This is a genomic window from Halioglobus maricola (assembly GCF_009388985.1).
Classification (GTDB): Bacteria; Pseudomonadota; Gammaproteobacteria; order Pseudomonadales; family Halieaceae; genus Halioglobus; species Halioglobus maricola.
The window spans coordinates 1,567,551-1,581,768 of sequence record NZ_CP036422.1 but is presented as its reverse complement, the minus strand read 5'-3'; the positions used below and the strand labels follow the sequence as shown (position 1 = coordinate 1,581,768).

Below are 14,218 nucleotides of genomic sequence, written 5' to 3'. Positions count from 1 at the left end.
ATGAAAACAACCTTAACATGCGCCCCGTGATCGCCAGAGGTCGGTTTCAGTCAGGACTGGTCATAATCATTCATGGTACCGAAAACCCCGCGCAGGAAGTGAATTCGCTGCTGAATGATCTGGCGAGTGATCGCACTTTCTGGCACAAGCTCAAAACCGTGCACCGTACCCCTGGTGGCGTTGTACTCAACAGCCACGCCGGCAGCTTTAAGATCTTCGGCGTAGCGCGCCCCCTCATCCCGCAAAGGATCAAACTCAGCGGTATCCAGGTAGGCTGGCGGCAAGTTGGAGAGATTTTCTCGCATGCCCGGCGCGACGTAAGGTGGCGGAGAGTTACGGTCGTGGCCCGGCAGCAAAGAGCGCCACATGCGCTCAGTATTGCGCCCATTCCAAACTGGTGTATCCAAAAATTCACGCGTGCTCTGGGTAGTGCCGGTGCTGTCTGTCAGGGGATATATCAGTAATTGCGCTGCGAGCGAAATGTCATTATCGATGGCTTTTTGGGCAACACCGGCAGCCAGCGCACCCCCGGCACTATCGCCACCGACAACTACACGATCGCTATCCACTCCCAGATCATCCGCCTGTTCAAGCACCCAGGTAAGGGTGTCATAACAGTCGTCAAAGCCTGCCGGGAACGGGTACTTCGGCAACAAGCGATAGTCAGGGAATATCACCTGACAGCCGGCCTCTAGCGCGAACTGCCGGCACATGGCCAGCTGGTGGGCCCCATGGGTCAAGGCGAATCCGCCGCCGTGATAATAAATCAGGGTCGGCACGCGCCCGGAAAGGTTCTCTGGCCGCATCCGCAAGCCGGGCGTGCTGCGCCCACTCGCGCCAACGACTGTGATTTTCTCCTCCACCAGGCCTGCGGGAATGTTCTTCTCTACCCCACGACGCAAAAAAGTTAGCGCGGCATTGGCAAGCCCTACGAACGGGCGATTGAAGTAGACCCGGAGCACGGGAAGGTTGGCAAAATCAGGATGAATGGCGTACTTCTGGGGCACTTTCGAACCTCGTGTCTATATTTTCCGCCTGTAAAGATACACTTTTTCAGCGCACGCGCTATCATTTCTGCCGATGCAAACCTCAGACAATCTCATCAAAAATGCCATCTTCGCTGGCGGCGGCAGTCGCTGCCTGTGGCAAGTGGGCTTCTGGGACGGCGCTAATACCGCTGGTCTCAAGTTAGCGCAGAGTGTGGACTACGCAGCCAGCACCAGTGCCGGCTGCGCCATGGCCACAGCCTGTATGCTCGGCCGTGGTCGCGAAGCGCTGGATATGTTTAAAGAGCTGACAGCCGAGAATCCGGCCAATATCCATTGGCACAATCTTAAACCCGGGTCCGGCGCTCCGTTGCTGCCGCATATGAATATGTATCGGCACGCACTGGAGACGTTTCTCACAGAGAAAGACCTGAAAACGCTCGCAGACAAAAAACTCGAATTCCTTATGGCTCGCTTCCCCGCCTGGCTGCCCAACTTCGTTGGCACACCCTTGGCTTTCGTTGTCTACGGCCTGGAAAAACATCTGACCGGCGCACTCCACCCACATTGGACGCGCAAGCTCGGTTTCAAACCACTACGTTTTGGCAATGAGGAAGCCGAGCACATCGGCGATCTGGTCGATACGATTCTCGCCTCTTCTTGCGTACCCCCAGTATTGCCCTTCGGCCGCTATCGTGGCATGCGGGTGCTGGATGGCGGCATCATCGACAACGTTCCCGCCTTTCTGACTGACCAGCGAGAAGGCACCACCCTGGTCCTGCTTAGCAAGCGCTATCCGCAGGCACTGCCGCCGCCGGGCGAGCGAATATACGCCCAACCCAGCGAGCCGATTTTGCTCGACAAGTTTGACTACGCCAACCCGCAGGGCCTACAGGACACTTACGACCTCGGACTCGCAGATGGCGCCGCTTTTGCCGCGCAATTCACTGAATCACCCGACTAACAGGAAGCTCAACATGACTCATGCCCTGAACGGAAAACGCATTCTCGTCACCCAGGTGGAAACGTTTATGGGACCGGCCATCTGTGAAGAGTTGCGCGCGCAAGGCGCAGAAGTTATCCCCCACGAAGGTGCACTGATATCATCAGAGAGTTGCAGCGAGGCCATAGCCGCAGCCGGGGAGTTCGACATATTGATTGCGAACCTCGCCATCGCTGCTCCCACGACAAGGGCTACAGAGGTTACTGATGAGGAGTGGTCAGACGTGTTCGAAGCACTGGTCCACCCTCTGCCTCGGCTTGCAAGAGCCGTGCTCCCGAACTGGCAAGAACGCGGTTCGGGGAAAATTATCGTTGTCGGTAGCGCCTCCGCGTTGCGGGGTATCAATCGCACTTCAACTTACTGTGCCGCACGCGGCGCACAGCTCTCCTGGGTACAGGCAGTCGGCATTGAAATGGCTCAGCACGGAATACAGGTAAACTGCGTGGCACAAAATTTCGTGGAAAATCCGAGCTATTTTCCGCAAGAAGTACAGGAGAATCCTCGTTTCCAGGAACGACTGAAACGGGAGGTTCCCCTCGGCAGGCTGGTCACCGCAAAAGAGGATGTCAGTCTGATCGCCTACCTGTGTAGCGATGTCGCTGATTGTTTCGTGGGCCAGGCATTCCCCATGTGCGGCGGCTGGGTTAACCGCTAACCGCTCGTCCCTGCGTCTGAATCAAGCGGGAAGCAGCGAATCGATCACCCCGCATACCTGCTCAACGGTTGCATCATTGAGCGCATCCGCATGCGGAGATGCGAACTTCCCGGCATCGTTGTCAAAATACTGGCCTGAGGCTGCAGCGAACTCTTCGTCCAGGCAGGCACGGGAAAGAATGCTGGCCCCGATACTCAAGTCATTGCCAGCGACACCGAAGCCTTCCTTGACCATTTTACTCGCAAGCATGGAGCCCGGGTTAACTGACACGATGACTGGACCATCCTTCAGCCCCATTTTGCGCGACCACATAGTCAGCGCCAGTTTGCTCTGAGCATAGGCGTTGAAGTGATCACTGATCTGGACCTTGCCCTGAAGAGCATTCAGGTCTACGGGCGCCTGTGCGGCAGAAGAAAGGTTTACTATCCGCCCATCCTGGCCAAGCAGCGGCATCAGACGACGAGCCAGCAGCAATGGCGCCAATGTATTGACAACAAATCGCACATCCATGCCACTGGGCAGCACCGGTTCTGGGGTTCGAAAGATTCCCGCATTGTTCAACAAGACGTCCAGCGTCTGGTGATCGCTCGCTACCTCGCTGGCGAGTGCTTCTACCTGGGCCAGATCGGATAAATCCGCCAGATAACTCGGCACAGGCAAGTCCGAAAGCTGTGATACAGCCTCGGCGGCCTGCGCCAATTTTACTGGATTACGCCCGTGAATCAGTATCTGGTGACCTTTTGATGCCAGCATTTTCGCAGTTTCAAGGCCTATGCCATCGGTGGCACCGGTGATCAGAATTTTTTTCTGCATCAGTTTTTTGCTCCGGTAAAGTGTGGCAGTAATTCATCTGCCAGAATTTTCAATGTTGTTTCAATATTGTTCTGATTAAAACGCAGGTTGAGCGCAACGTGATTAACGCCGACCGCCTCCAGTGACGAAAGGTATTCTCGCAGGTAATTCACGCCCGCATTGAAACCCAGATGGATAGCCCGGGGGGGCGCATCGGCACTTTCCGCCAGGTCGACGTACAGTGGCTGCATGACAGGCTGTGCCGGCCTGCCCGCATCAAAGACACTGCGCTGGTAGCGCTCTATCACCTGTTCCTGCTGTTGCACACTCCGCGGGTACAGCATCCAGCCATCACCGTTGGCGGCGATCCAGTCTGGTGTCTGTTGTGAACTGCCGGTAATCAGCAAGGGTATCCTGCCGTTGTCTGGTTTAGGCAGTAGGTCCATGTCACCGCTGGGTGAGCCATACGAGTTCTCAAACTGCGCCCGGGGCTGCCAGCTTTTCTGAATATACGCCACACTCTCACGGAAACGTTCGCCCCTGTTTTCGAAATCCAGGTTAAGCGCGGGATACTCTTCAGGGCGATCACCGGAAGCAATGCCGAGGATGAGACGACCGCCCGAGAGGACGTCGACACTTGCAGAGGCCTTTGCAACGTGCGCAGGGTGCCTCAGCGGCAGCACAATACTGGACATACCAAGGGCAATGCGGTCAGTCTGTCCCGCCAACAGGCCGAGGTAAACGAAGGGGTCATACACCTGACCGGCGTCGCCAAAGGACGGCACATTAAATGGCACATCCCGCAGCCAGACGCTGGCAAAACCCAATTCCTCTGCCAATCGGATGCGTTCGACGTCCCGCGCCATTCTCGGGACCGGGTTACTGGCATAACGCTCCAAAGGCACAACCAGGCCAACACTCAGTTTGTGCTGCTGGAACACCTCGCCATAGGCCCTGTTAATAGGCGCAAAACCGGGATCTGTAGCCACAGTATTCATACGTCGATGACGACCTTGCCCATCGCCTGACCGCTGGCGAGATGGGCATAGGCACCGCCAACGTCCTCGAGACTGAAGTTCTGGTCGTCGAGCAAGGGCACAAGCCCGCCCGCATCCACGATTTCACCCAGGGCCGTGAGAATCGCATGATGTGCTTCGCGCTTATAGTTGTGAATCATCGGAATAAGCATGAACACCACATGCACCGACAGGCCTTTAAAATGTGCTGGGGTAAGGTCGAGTTCCACCATGGAGACCGTGGTGGCCACCTGCCCATTAAGTGCCGCAGCCTCAAAGGAATTGGCCATGTTGGCCCCACCGACAGAATCGTAAACCAGATCGAAACCGGCACCGTCAGTATATTTCGCAACATAGTCTGCCACCGCTTCCTCGCGATAATTGATCGGAGTTGCGCCACAGCCTTGGATATAGGCGGCCTGAACGTCACTGGAACAAGTTGCATAGACTTCCGCTCCCGCGTGAACCGCCAACTGCAGGGCGACGTGACCAACGCCACCTGACCCACCGTGAACCAACACCCGCTGGCCACTGGCCAGGCCGGCTCGCTGCATTCCCTCATAAGCAGTGATTCCCACCAGTGGCAGCGCAGCGGCTTCGCGCATTGAAATTGAGGCAGGCTTGTGTGCCAGCAGACGCGCATCGGCAAGCATATATTCCTGCAGCGCACCATTGAGGTCCCCCAGGCCACCGGCGCAACCATAGACCTCATCGCCCGCAGCAAAACCTGTCACGCCCTCGCCCACTGTTTCCACTGTGCCCGCAAAATCCATACCCAGCGTGGCCGGCAGTGCCGGCGCAAATGGCAGTTCAGCACCCATCTGGCGGATCATCGTATCGACAGTATTCACACTGCTGGCAGCCACTCGAACCAACACCTGACCTGGCAATATGTCAGGCCTTGGGACATCGGCTATTACGAAGGGGGCTTTTTCGCCATAGGTGTTGAGGAGGCAAGCTTTCATGGAGGTATCCCTATCAATGTTTTCGGTTCCATCAAAGATAAGGGATGCCGTCAGGAATAAAACGCCACGCAGCGGGAAACAGTTTTTAGCTTTTCAATATAATCATTGTTCCCACACAGGCGGGTCGCCAATTTTCTCTACCAGAAAGTCAATAAGCACCCGCACTTTGGCCGTCAGCACATTGGACTTCGGATAGACCAGCCAGATCGCAGAGCGGTCTTCGAGCTCAAAGTCAGGCAAGACCCGCACGAGCGAACCGTTCGCAAGCTCGGCATGTACGCTCCAACGCGAATTCATCGCGATGCCTACTCCCGCGCGGGTCGCAATGCGCATGCTGGCACCGTCATCGCACACAATCCGCCCCGGAGCTCCCTCTGGGGGGAAACTGCCAACAATTTCACCCTCCAGCGATAGCAACTTTCTGGCGCGGCTGCCGGCGAAAACCAATAACTGGTGCTGGGCAAGGTCAGCAGGGGTGTCCACCGCCCCTCTTGCTGCAAGGTAATCGGGTGAGGCACACAGAATACGCTTGTCGTCAGCCAGCTTACGGGCACGCAAACTACTGTCCTCTATCGCGTAATTGCGCAGAGCAAGGTCATAACCGCCCTCGATCAAATTCATCTGGGTATCGGAAAGTTTCAATTCCAGATTGACGCCCGGATAACGCTCGAGAAATTCAGGCAGGATCGGCGCCACATACATCTGGGCAAAGGTGCTGGACGCGGCAAAACGCAAGGTACCCGTAATTTCGGAACTGCCGTGTCCCAGTGCCGCCCGGGCTGCGTCTTCCTGGGCGAGAATTTCCCGGGCGAAAGGCAAGAACTCCTCCCCCTCCATCGACAGTGAGACCTTGCGGGTAGAGCGGTGCAGTAAATCTGCGCCTAATTGGTTTTCTAGCTTCGATAGGCGAGCACTGGCCACAGCAGGCGCCAGCCCCAACTCCCTGCCCGCTGCACTGATGTTGAGTCTGTCTGCTGCGCGAACAAAAAGGCGAACACCTTCAGTATCCATAACACCTCAAATTATATTCAATTTACGAATTCTGAAATCAAATATAGGCCCATTTATTAGATTTTCAAGCAGCAATAGAGTGATCCCACGCCAGGGCGCCGTTCCTGGGACACAAACGAAATCAATACAGGGATACCACAATGGACTACCAGAACTTCACTACCTTCACCGTCGAAATCAAACATGGGGTGGCCTGGGTCACTTTCGAATACGGGCCGGTCAATGTGCAGGGCCTACCCATGCTCGCAGACCTCAACATGCTGGCACAGAAACTGGAGGCCGATGCGAGCGTCAAAGTGGTCGTATTCCAATCAGCACTCGAAGAGATTTTCGTCTGTCACGCAGACACCAATTTCCTCAAAGACATGTCCGGCAAGGCCGTGCCACGCGATGAGGTGAAACTACTGGATTTACAGCTTGTACTGGAGCGGATCAGCAAGCTGCCCCAGGCCACCATCGCCAAGATCGAAGGTTTCGCGCGCGGTGGTGGTCATGAGTTCGCTTTGGCCTGCGATATGCGTTTTGCCGCAAGAGGCAAGGCGCGATTCATGCAGATGGAAGTCGGCATGGGCATTCTGCCCTGTGGCGGTGGCGCCTCGCGTATGGCACGTCAGGTTGGCCTTGGCCGGGCACTGGAAATCGTACTGGGTGCAGATGACTTCGACGCCGACCAGGCCGAGGCCTATGGCACGATCAATCGCGCTCTGGATGCCGATGAAATTGGTCCCTTCGTAGAAGCGCTGGCCAACCGCATCGCGCTATGGCCATCGGCTTCTATAAACGCTACCAAGCAGGCGGTATACGCCTCTATCGATTTACCCATAGAGGATGCGTTGCGTGAAGAAGCCTATTGGCTGTATCAGGCAACAAGCGAGACGCCCGCGCTAAAACGCTTTGCCTGGGCCGACGAGCAAGGCGCTCAATTTGACATGGAGAACCAGCGTACCTGGCCGGACATGTTGGTCAGTGTGCAGGAGGTTAACTAGCCGCACGTGCTCAGGGGGCCTAAGCCCCCTGCTCCGTCAAACCAAATAACTGGGTATTCCCGCCACGGGCAACGACGTTCTCGGTGCGGGTCCGCTCAGTAGCAAAGCGCACTAGATAGTTTGGTCCACCCGCTTTGGGACCGGTGCCAGACAAGCCGTGACCACCGAAAGGATTCACCCCCGGCACAGCCCCCACCATGTTGCGGTTGATGTAGGTGTTACCAATGCGGGTGGCATGGAACACCTCGCGAGCGAAAGCATCGATACGGCTATGAACGCCGAGAGTGAGCCCGTAGCCACTGGCATTGATCTCATCATAGATGCGCGGGATATCTGAGACCTTATAGCGAATCACGTGCAGAATCGGGCCAAAAACCTCACGCTCCAGCTGGGAAAGCTTCTCGATCTCGTAAACTTGCGGTGCGCAGAAGTGGCCCTCGCGATGCACATCTTCCAGTTCGCAAGCGGCGAGCAGTTTCGCCTCGCGCCGCATACGCTGCTCATGGCGCTCGAGCATCTGCCGTGCATCGAGATCAATGACGGGGCCGATGTCCGTACTCAGTGCAGCGGGATCACCTATTTTCAATTCCGCCATAGCGCCACTCAACATGGTGATAATGTTGTCAGCCACATCCTCCTGCAAATACAGCACTCGCAGCGCGCTGCACCGCTGGCCGGCGCTCTGGAAAGCAGAGTCAATCACATCGTCGACAACCTGCTCGGGCAAGGCCGTGGAATCCACCAGCATGACATTGAGGCCACCGGTCTCAGCTATCAATGGCAGGATTGCGCCATCCCTTGCCGCCAGCTGGCGATTGATCAACCTGGCTGTTTCAGTAGAGCCCGTAAAAGCCACTCCCGCCAGTCGAGGATCTGCAATCGCCGCGCCACCGACGGAAGCGCCGTCGCCGGGCAACAGGTGCAACACCTCTGCAGGTACACCAGCCTGGTGCAGGATCTGCACAGCGCGCATAGCAATTAATGGCGTTTGTTCCGCCGGTTTCGCCAACACCGAGTTTCCCGCCATCAACGCGGCTACGACCTGGCCGGCAAAAATAGCCAGTGGGAAGTTCCACGGGCTGACGCAAAGAAAAACACCGCGGCCATGCAGGCTCAGCTGATTGTCTTCACCCGTCGGTCCGGGCATCGATTTTTCACCACGCAGGGTATGCCTGCCCTGCCGTGCGTAATAGCGACAGAAGTCCACCGCCTCACGCACTTCAGCCAGCGCGTCATCAATGGTCCGCCCCGCCTCCGCGACGATCAATCCCATCAGCGACTCGCACTGTTCCTCGAGAAGTTCCGCAGCACGCTCCAGGCAAGCGGCACGTGCATCCACCCCCAGTGTGTCCCACGCCGGCTGGGCCGCATGGGCGCGGCCCATGGCATCACTCACTTGCGCCGGGCTGGCTTCAATGACTGAACCCACTTTTCTGGAAACCTCAGTCGGAGACATCACCGCCATGGCGTGGCCGGTCTGGCGTTCACCGCCGATGATAGGCCCAGCTACCGCTGTGGTATCCAGGCTCGAAGCCATCGTTGCCAGCAGAGGTGCTACGGATACCGAGTCGGCCAGGTCGATACCTCGTGAATTTTTCCAGGGTATCTGCGCCTGCTGGTAAATGTCAGCGGGCACAGGAATGCGACTGTGCCGGTAAGGTTGCGAAACCCGGGTGAGATCAACCTGGTCGGTGATCAACTCCGCGGCGGGCACCTGTGCATCCAGAAACCGGTTTACGAAGGAACTGTTGGCGCCGTTTTCCAATAGCCGCCGCACCAGGTACGGCAACAGGTCGCGATGATTACCCACCGGAGCATAAACGCGGATGGCGGTGTCGGGCATCGCGTCCTGTACCTGATCGTAGAGTAAATGACCCATCCCGTGCAGCCGCTGAAATTCGTAGGCGCTACTTTCAGTAGCCAACGCCTGTACCATGGCGACAGTGTGAGCGTTGTGAGTCGCGAACTGGGGAAAGATATCGTCCGGTGCACCGAGTAATACCTGTGCACAGACCTGGTAGGAAAGGTCTGTGTGGCACTTGCGCGTAAACACAGGGTAGTCGTCAAAACCCATCTCCTGTGCATGCTTGATCTCACCGTCCCAGTAAGCACCCTTTACCAGACGAACCATCAACCTGCGCTGAGTATTCTCAGCGAGCGCGATCAGCCAGTGCGCGACAGCGACAGCCCGCTTCTGGTAGGCCTGTAACACAAAACCAAGACCATCCCAGCCAGCGAGGTCTTGGTCGTGTGCCAATGCTGCAAACAGATCCAGCGACAGGTCGAGGCGATCGGCTTCCTCTGCATCGATGCTGAACCCGATATTGCCGCGTTTGGCCATCACAGCTAACGCTTTCACACGGGGCAACAGTTCGTCCATCACCCGGCGCTTCTGTCGATATTCGTAGCGCGGATGCAGCGCTGACAATTTCACCGAGATACCATCAGATTGAACAACACCCTCACGGCTGCCGAGGCGAGCAATACAACCGATAGCCTCAGCATAGGCCTCGTAATAGCGCTGAGCATCTTGCTCAGTCCGGGCGCCCTCCCCCAACATATCGAAGGAGAAACGTGTGCCTGGACGATTGCCCGACACGCCTTTCTGCACGCCCTCTTCGATCGTGCGACCCAATACATATTGGCCCCCCATGATCTTCATGGCCTGCAACACCGCACGGCGGACCACAGGTTCGCCCATGCCACTGACGAGCTTTTTCATCCACGAGGCAGTGTCGCCGGTAATGTCATCGTCCAGATGCACGACGCGGCCCGTGAGCATCAGACCCCACACCGAGGCATTCACAAAACGCGAACCAGACTTGCCCTTATGTGCAGCCCAGTCGCCGGATAAAATTTTCTCCGCGATCAGTTTGTCAGCTGTCTCCTGATCCGGCACCCGCAACAGCGACTCTGCCAGACACATCAACGCAATGCCCTCTTTGTTGGAGAGCCCAAATTCCTGCAGGAAGGCATCGAGCGTTCCGGCGCGGTCACTTTGGCCCCGGCACTGCTCTACCAGGCCGATCGCGTTATTGCGGATCGCCTGGCGAGCCGGTGCCCCGAGAGCACAGGTGTCCAGTAGTCGCACGACCACCTGGTGCTCATCGGCACAATGGGCAGCACGGATTTCGTCGCGTAGAGTTTGCAGTTTGTCAGCCACGGCCTATCTCCTTAGTTATGGCCTGCATTTTCCAGATTAAGCGCGATATTTGGCGCTTTTATTCGCTTATAAACAGCGTATTATCCTGCCAATACTCAATATTCAGGATTTTTCGCTGCCATGAAAAAGTCACGCCAGCTCGACCGCACCGATCGACATATTCTCACCCTGCTGCAAGCCGACGGCCGCTTATCCAATGTAGACCTTGCCCGGCAAGTTGCCCTGAGTCCCACCCCTTGCCTGGAGCGGGTAAGGCGCCTGGAGCGCGAGGGCTATATCACGGGTTACGTGGCCCTGGCGGACCCGGCCAAGCTCAATGCCAGTACGCTCGCGTTTATTCAGGTCTCGCTCACCAACACCAGCACTGAGAAACTGCGCGACTTCAACCAGCGCATGCTGGATCTGCCCCAGGTAGAGTCCTGCCATATGGTGGCGGGCGGCTTCGACTACCTGATCAAGATTCGATGCGCCGACATGCAGGACTACCAACGTTTCCTGGGGGAACAATTGGCCGCTATTCCCCTCATCGGCCAGACCCACACCTATGTCGTGATAGAAGAAGTAAAGAACGAGACGGCGATTCCCGTGGACAAGATCTCTCACTAAAACAATCAGGTGGGCTTGTTTTATTTGCCCGCCTCGGCTAGCGTAGGCGCTCGGTTCAATAAACATACAAACCACTCCGGAGCTCACAAGCATGAAATTTTCTCTCGGCCTCTCAGGTAAAAAGGCAGTTATCGTGGGCGGTGCCCGCGGCATAGGGCGCGCCACCGCAGAACTGTTGGTAGGCGAAGGCGCTGAAGTCGCCATCAGCGCGCGTGACGCAGACTCGGTCAAGCAGGCGGTAGACGCCCTCACCGCCTCCGGTGGCAAAGCCAGCGGTGCGGCGGTGGACGTCACCGACAAGGCCGGCTATGAGGCTTGGATTCAGAGCTGTGGTGAAGCCATGGGGGCGATCGACATCCTGATCATTATGGCGAGCGGTGTGGGTGGCGCTGTCGACGAGGACGCCTGGCGTGCCAACTTCGAAACCACCATCATGGGCGCCAGCCGCGGCGTGGATGCAGCGATGCCCTATCTGGAGAAATCCGATGCCGGCGCCATCGTCTTGATGAGCTCTACCTCAGCGGTGGAAACCTTCTTCGCCCCCCAGCCCTACAACGCTCTCAAAGCCTCACTCCTGACCTACAGCGGCCAGCTCGCTCAGGCCGTCGGTGAGAAAGGCATTCGCGTGAACTGTGTGTCCCCCGGACCCACCACCTTTGAAGGCGGCAACTGGGATGTGATCAGCCAGGCTGCACCCGACATTTTCAAAGGCGTAGAGAGCGACTTCCCCCAGGGCAAGCTCGGCACGCCCGAGGAAGTGGCCAACGCTGTCGTATTCCTTGCCAGCCCGGCCGCCAGCTTCGTCAGCGGCACCAATCTGATGGTCGATGGCGGCTTTACCAAGCGGGTTCAGTTCTAGATACCAGCCCGGCTATCAATCAAGGCGCCTCAGGGCGCCTTTTTTGTCAGCGGGTGTAATAAACGCATCAGCCGATGCGCTGCTACACTAGAACCCTATGAATAAACTCGACAACAACGCCAAGACCGACCATCTCCCCGGTGTCGTCCACCAGGAGAAACTGGTGATGCTGCTGCAGCAATCCCACATGGCCGCTTACATGAGCGTGATCATTGCTGCAATTCTGGTCGGGATACTGTGGCAGAGCCAGCAACATAGTCATCTACTGGTGTGGATGGCCGGTATTGTCGTCACCGCCGCTGCGCGCTTCTATCTGTACGCCAGTTACAGCCGCAACCCGCCAGAGATAGACGAGAACAGCCCGCGAGAAACCGCGTACTTTGCCGCCACCCTGATCTACTTCGCATGGTGGAGCTTCGGCAGCCTGTGGATCATGCCCAAGGACTCCTTCGCCGAACAGATCATTGTGCTGTACTTCATGATCGGCCTGGCGGGTAGCGCTGTCGCCGTTTTCTCGGCCAGCTGGGCGCTCCAGATCAGCGCCATCTCACTCTTGTTACTGCCTATTGTCTCCTGGTTTTACGCCCAGGGCTCACTACAAACAGCAGGCATGGCCACTGCGGGGCTCATGTTTCTGCTCTCTGCAATGCGCTCCGCCCGGGTGCTCGCTGGCACCATCAATACCAGCCTGAGCCTGAAACACCGGTTGATTGCCGCCAATGCGGTGGCTGAGCGCCTCGCCCGGATCGATGAATTGACCGATCTCTACAACCGGCGTGCCTTCTACGAATACAGCCGTCTGCAGACGGCCCAGGCGCAACGCACCGGCAATCCACTTTCGCTGATTCTGCTCGACATCGATCACTTCAAGGGTGTCAACGACACCTACGGCCACGCAGTGGGCGATGAAGTATTGCGACATGTGTCTGACATGCTCCGTGCTTCGGTGAGGGAATCCGACATTTGCGGCCGCATAGGCGGAGAAGAATTTGCATTGTTGCTCCCCGGCACCTCAGCCGAGAAGGCCCAGGTCGTAGCTGAGGCCCTGCGCCGCAGCCTGTATGAATCGCCTTTCAACTTTTCCGACGGGGAAGCCATCGTCCACGCCAGCTTCGGTGTCGCCGCGGTGCACGGGGAATTCAGCGATGCGCTGCGTCAAGCCGACGCCGCGCTTTATTCTGCCAAATCAGCAGGCCGCAATCGGGTCGAGGTCTGCGACAACATCACCCCCATTCGCACCCCGGGCGGCGAACACAACAGGCGCTAATAGCCAGCGCCGAGATCCATACCACCCGCCAAGGGAATCGTGCTGCCGGTCATGAATGCACCGGACGCTCCACACAAAAACAACGCCAAACCACCGACATCCTTGGGCTCGCCTATGCGGCCCAGTGGCGTGACAGAGCGCATGAACTCTATGCCCTCCTCGCTCGTCAGGTGCCTGGTCATTTTGCTGGCAAAGAAGCCCGGGGCAATCGCATTCACAGTGATGTGATCTTTGGCAAGATCTGCCGCCAGCCCCCGGGTAAGGTGGGAGATAGCCGCCTTACTGGCCATATAGGAATAGGCGCTCTGGCTGCCAGCCACGATGCCCGCCACCGAGCTGATATTGATCACGCGCGAGGGGGCTTCCTGAGTACCTGAGGCCTTAAGGAGCGGCAGCAGCTTCTGCACGATAAAGAACGGACTCTTTACATTGAGGTCCATCACCTTGTCCCAACCGGACTCCGGGAATTCCTCGAGCGGTGCGCCCCAGGTCGCGCCGGAATTGTTCACCAGGATATCGAGCCCATGGCCCGCACTTTCGATATCAGCGGCCAGGGCTTCAATGTTTTCTATCCGGGACAAATCATGAGGAAACGCACGGCAATCACCCAGCTCCGCCATTTCGGACGCGGCAGCCTGGCAATCGTCAGCCGAGCGAGAGGAGATATATACCCTGGCTCCGGCCTGCAGCAGGGCCTCAGCAATCATCCGGCCTATACCCTTGCCACCACCGGTGACCAGGGCAGTCTTGCCGCCAAGATTGAACAGTGATTCCAGATAATCAGACATACATTGCCTCTCCAATAAATTTCAGGCCAGAAGCTTACACCAGCAGTGGCCCGATGTGACCCTTGCAGTGGGAACTAGCCCTGCATTCGACAAAAAGTTAGTATATGCAAATATAACGATA

Annotated in this window: 13 protein-coding genes; 6 read left to right on the top strand and 7 right to left on the bottom strand. The window is 57.3% G+C overall.

Going from position 1 to position 14,218, the window contains the following annotated elements; genetic code table 11:
- Positions 1-50: 50 nt before the first annotated feature.
- Positions 51-1,007 (bottom strand): alpha/beta hydrolase, encoded by a 957-nt coding sequence (locus EY643_RS07125; RefSeq protein ID WP_152661550.1) that lies wholly within the window; start codon positions 1,005-1,007, stop codon positions 51-53.
- A 73-nt stretch (positions 1,008-1,080) separates the two neighbouring features.
- Here EY643_RS07125 and EY643_RS07120 point away from each other — a divergent pair, with 73 nt between their 5' ends.
- Both EY643_RS07120 and EY643_RS07115 read left to right on the top strand, forming a co-directional pair.
- Positions 1,081-1,950 carry a patatin-like phospholipase family protein gene (locus EY643_RS07120; RefSeq protein ID WP_152661549.1) on the top strand — a complete coding sequence of 290 codons (870 nt, stop codon included), beginning with the start codon at positions 1,081-1,083 and terminating at the stop codon, positions 1,948-1,950.
- A 13-nt stretch (positions 1,951-1,963) separates the two neighbouring features.
- The gene (locus EY643_RS07115; protein WP_152661548.1) at positions 1,964-2,644 is read left to right on the top strand and encodes an SDR family oxidoreductase; all 681 of its coding nucleotides are present in this window, start codon (positions 1,964-1,966) and stop codon (positions 2,642-2,644) included.
- Between the two features lie 21 nt (positions 2,645-2,665).
- On the opposite strand, the gene EY643_RS07110 is transcribed toward EY643_RS07115, so the two are convergent.
- From EY643_RS07110 to EY643_RS07095, 4 genes are all read right to left on the bottom strand, one after another.
- Entirely contained in the window at positions 2,666-3,457 is a 792-nt protein-coding gene (locus EY643_RS07110) for an SDR family NAD(P)-dependent oxidoreductase (RefSeq protein ID WP_152661547.1), read from the bottom strand.
- Positions 3,457-4,434 carry an LLM class oxidoreductase gene (locus EY643_RS07105; RefSeq protein WP_152661546.1) on the bottom strand — a complete coding sequence of 326 codons (978 nt, stop codon included), beginning with the start codon at positions 4,432-4,434 and terminating at the stop codon, positions 3,457-3,459. The genes EY643_RS07110 and EY643_RS07105 overlap by 1 nt, the downstream gene beginning before the upstream one ends.
- Entirely contained in the window at positions 4,431-5,417 is a 987-nt protein-coding gene (locus EY643_RS07100; RefSeq protein WP_152661545.1) for a zinc-dependent alcohol dehydrogenase family protein, read from the bottom strand. The genes EY643_RS07105 and EY643_RS07100 overlap by 4 nt, the downstream gene beginning before the upstream one ends.
- A gap of 102 nt (positions 5,418-5,519) precedes the next feature.
- Positions 5,520-6,428, bottom strand: a complete 909-nt coding sequence (locus EY643_RS07095; protein WP_152661544.1) for a LysR family transcriptional regulator — start codon at positions 6,426-6,428, stop codon at positions 5,520-5,522.
- Between the two features lie 140 nt (positions 6,429-6,568).
- Between EY643_RS07095 and EY643_RS07090 the strand changes: the two genes are divergently transcribed.
- A complete protein-coding gene (locus EY643_RS07090; RefSeq protein ID WP_152661543.1) occupies positions 6,569-7,414 on the top strand; it encodes an enoyl-CoA hydratase/isomerase family protein in 846 nt (281 codons plus the stop codon).
- Positions 7,415-7,433: 19 nt separating this feature from the next.
- Here EY643_RS07090 and putA read toward each other — a convergent pair whose 3' ends face one another.
- Positions 7,434-10,577, bottom strand: coding sequence for a bifunctional proline dehydrogenase/L-glutamate gamma-semialdehyde dehydrogenase PutA (putA, locus tag EY643_RS07085; protein ID WP_152661542.1), 3,144 nt, complete (start codon positions 10,575-10,577; stop codon positions 7,434-7,436).
- 120 nt (positions 10,578-10,697) lie between these two features.
- Here putA and EY643_RS07080 point away from each other — a divergent pair, with 120 nt between their 5' ends.
- The 3 genes from EY643_RS07080 (at position 10,698) to EY643_RS07070 (ending at position 13,309) form a co-directional block, all read left to right on the top strand.
- On the top strand, positions 10,698-11,183 hold the full coding sequence (locus EY643_RS07080) for an Lrp/AsnC ligand binding domain-containing protein (protein WP_152661541.1): 486 nt from the start codon (positions 10,698-10,700) through the stop codon (positions 11,181-11,183).
- Positions 11,184-11,274: 91 nt separating this feature from the next.
- On the top strand, positions 11,275-12,042 hold the full coding sequence (locus EY643_RS07075) for an SDR family NAD(P)-dependent oxidoreductase (protein ID WP_152661540.1): 768 nt from the start codon (positions 11,275-11,277) through the stop codon (positions 12,040-12,042).
- 97 nt (positions 12,043-12,139) lie between these two features.
- Entirely contained in the window at positions 12,140-13,309 is a 1,170-nt protein-coding gene (locus tag EY643_RS07070) for a GGDEF domain-containing protein (protein WP_152661539.1), read from the top strand.
- Here the strand turns inward: EY643_RS07070 and EY643_RS07065 are convergent.
- Entirely contained in the window at positions 13,306-14,097 is a 792-nt protein-coding gene (locus EY643_RS07065) for an SDR family oxidoreductase (RefSeq protein WP_152661538.1), read from the bottom strand. The two genes, EY643_RS07070 and EY643_RS07065, sit on opposite strands and share 4 nt — an antisense overlap.
- Between the last annotated feature and the right edge of the window lie 121 nt (positions 14,098-14,218).

Coding starts and splice junctions, on each gene's coding strand:
- EY643_RS07095 (WP_152661544.1), bottom strand. CDS start 6,428: ATGGATACTGAAGGTGTTCGCCTTTTTGTTCGCGCAGCAGACAGACTC.
- EY643_RS07115 (WP_152661548.1), top strand. CDS start 1,964: ATGACTCATGCCCTGAACGGAAAACGCATTCTCGTCACCCAGGTGGAA.
- EY643_RS07110 (WP_152661547.1), bottom strand. CDS start 3,457: ATGCAGAAAAAAATTCTGATCACCGGTGCCACCGATGGCATAGGCCTT.
- EY643_RS07080 (WP_152661541.1), top strand. CDS start 10,698: ATGAAAAAGTCACGCCAGCTCGACCGCACCGATCGACATATTCTCACC.
- EY643_RS07105 (WP_152661546.1), bottom strand. CDS start 4,434: ATGAATACTGTGGCTACAGATCCCGGTTTTGCGCCTATTAACAGGGCC.
- EY643_RS07075 (WP_152661540.1), top strand. CDS start 11,275: ATGAAATTTTCTCTCGGCCTCTCAGGTAAAAAGGCAGTTATCGTGGGC.
- EY643_RS07100 (WP_152661545.1), bottom strand. CDS start 5,417: ATGAAAGCTTGCCTCCTCAACACCTATGGCGAAAAAGCCCCCTTCGTA.
- EY643_RS07120 (WP_152661549.1), top strand. CDS start 1,081: ATGCAAACCTCAGACAATCTCATCAAAAATGCCATCTTCGCTGGCGGC.
- EY643_RS07070 (WP_152661539.1), top strand. CDS start 12,140: ATGAATAAACTCGACAACAACGCCAAGACCGACCATCTCCCCGGTGTC.
- EY643_RS07090 (WP_152661543.1), top strand. CDS start 6,569: ATGGACTACCAGAACTTCACTACCTTCACCGTCGAAATCAAACATGGG.
- EY643_RS07065 (WP_152661538.1), bottom strand. CDS start 14,097: ATGTCTGATTATCTGGAATCACTGTTCAATCTTGGCGGCAAGACTGCC.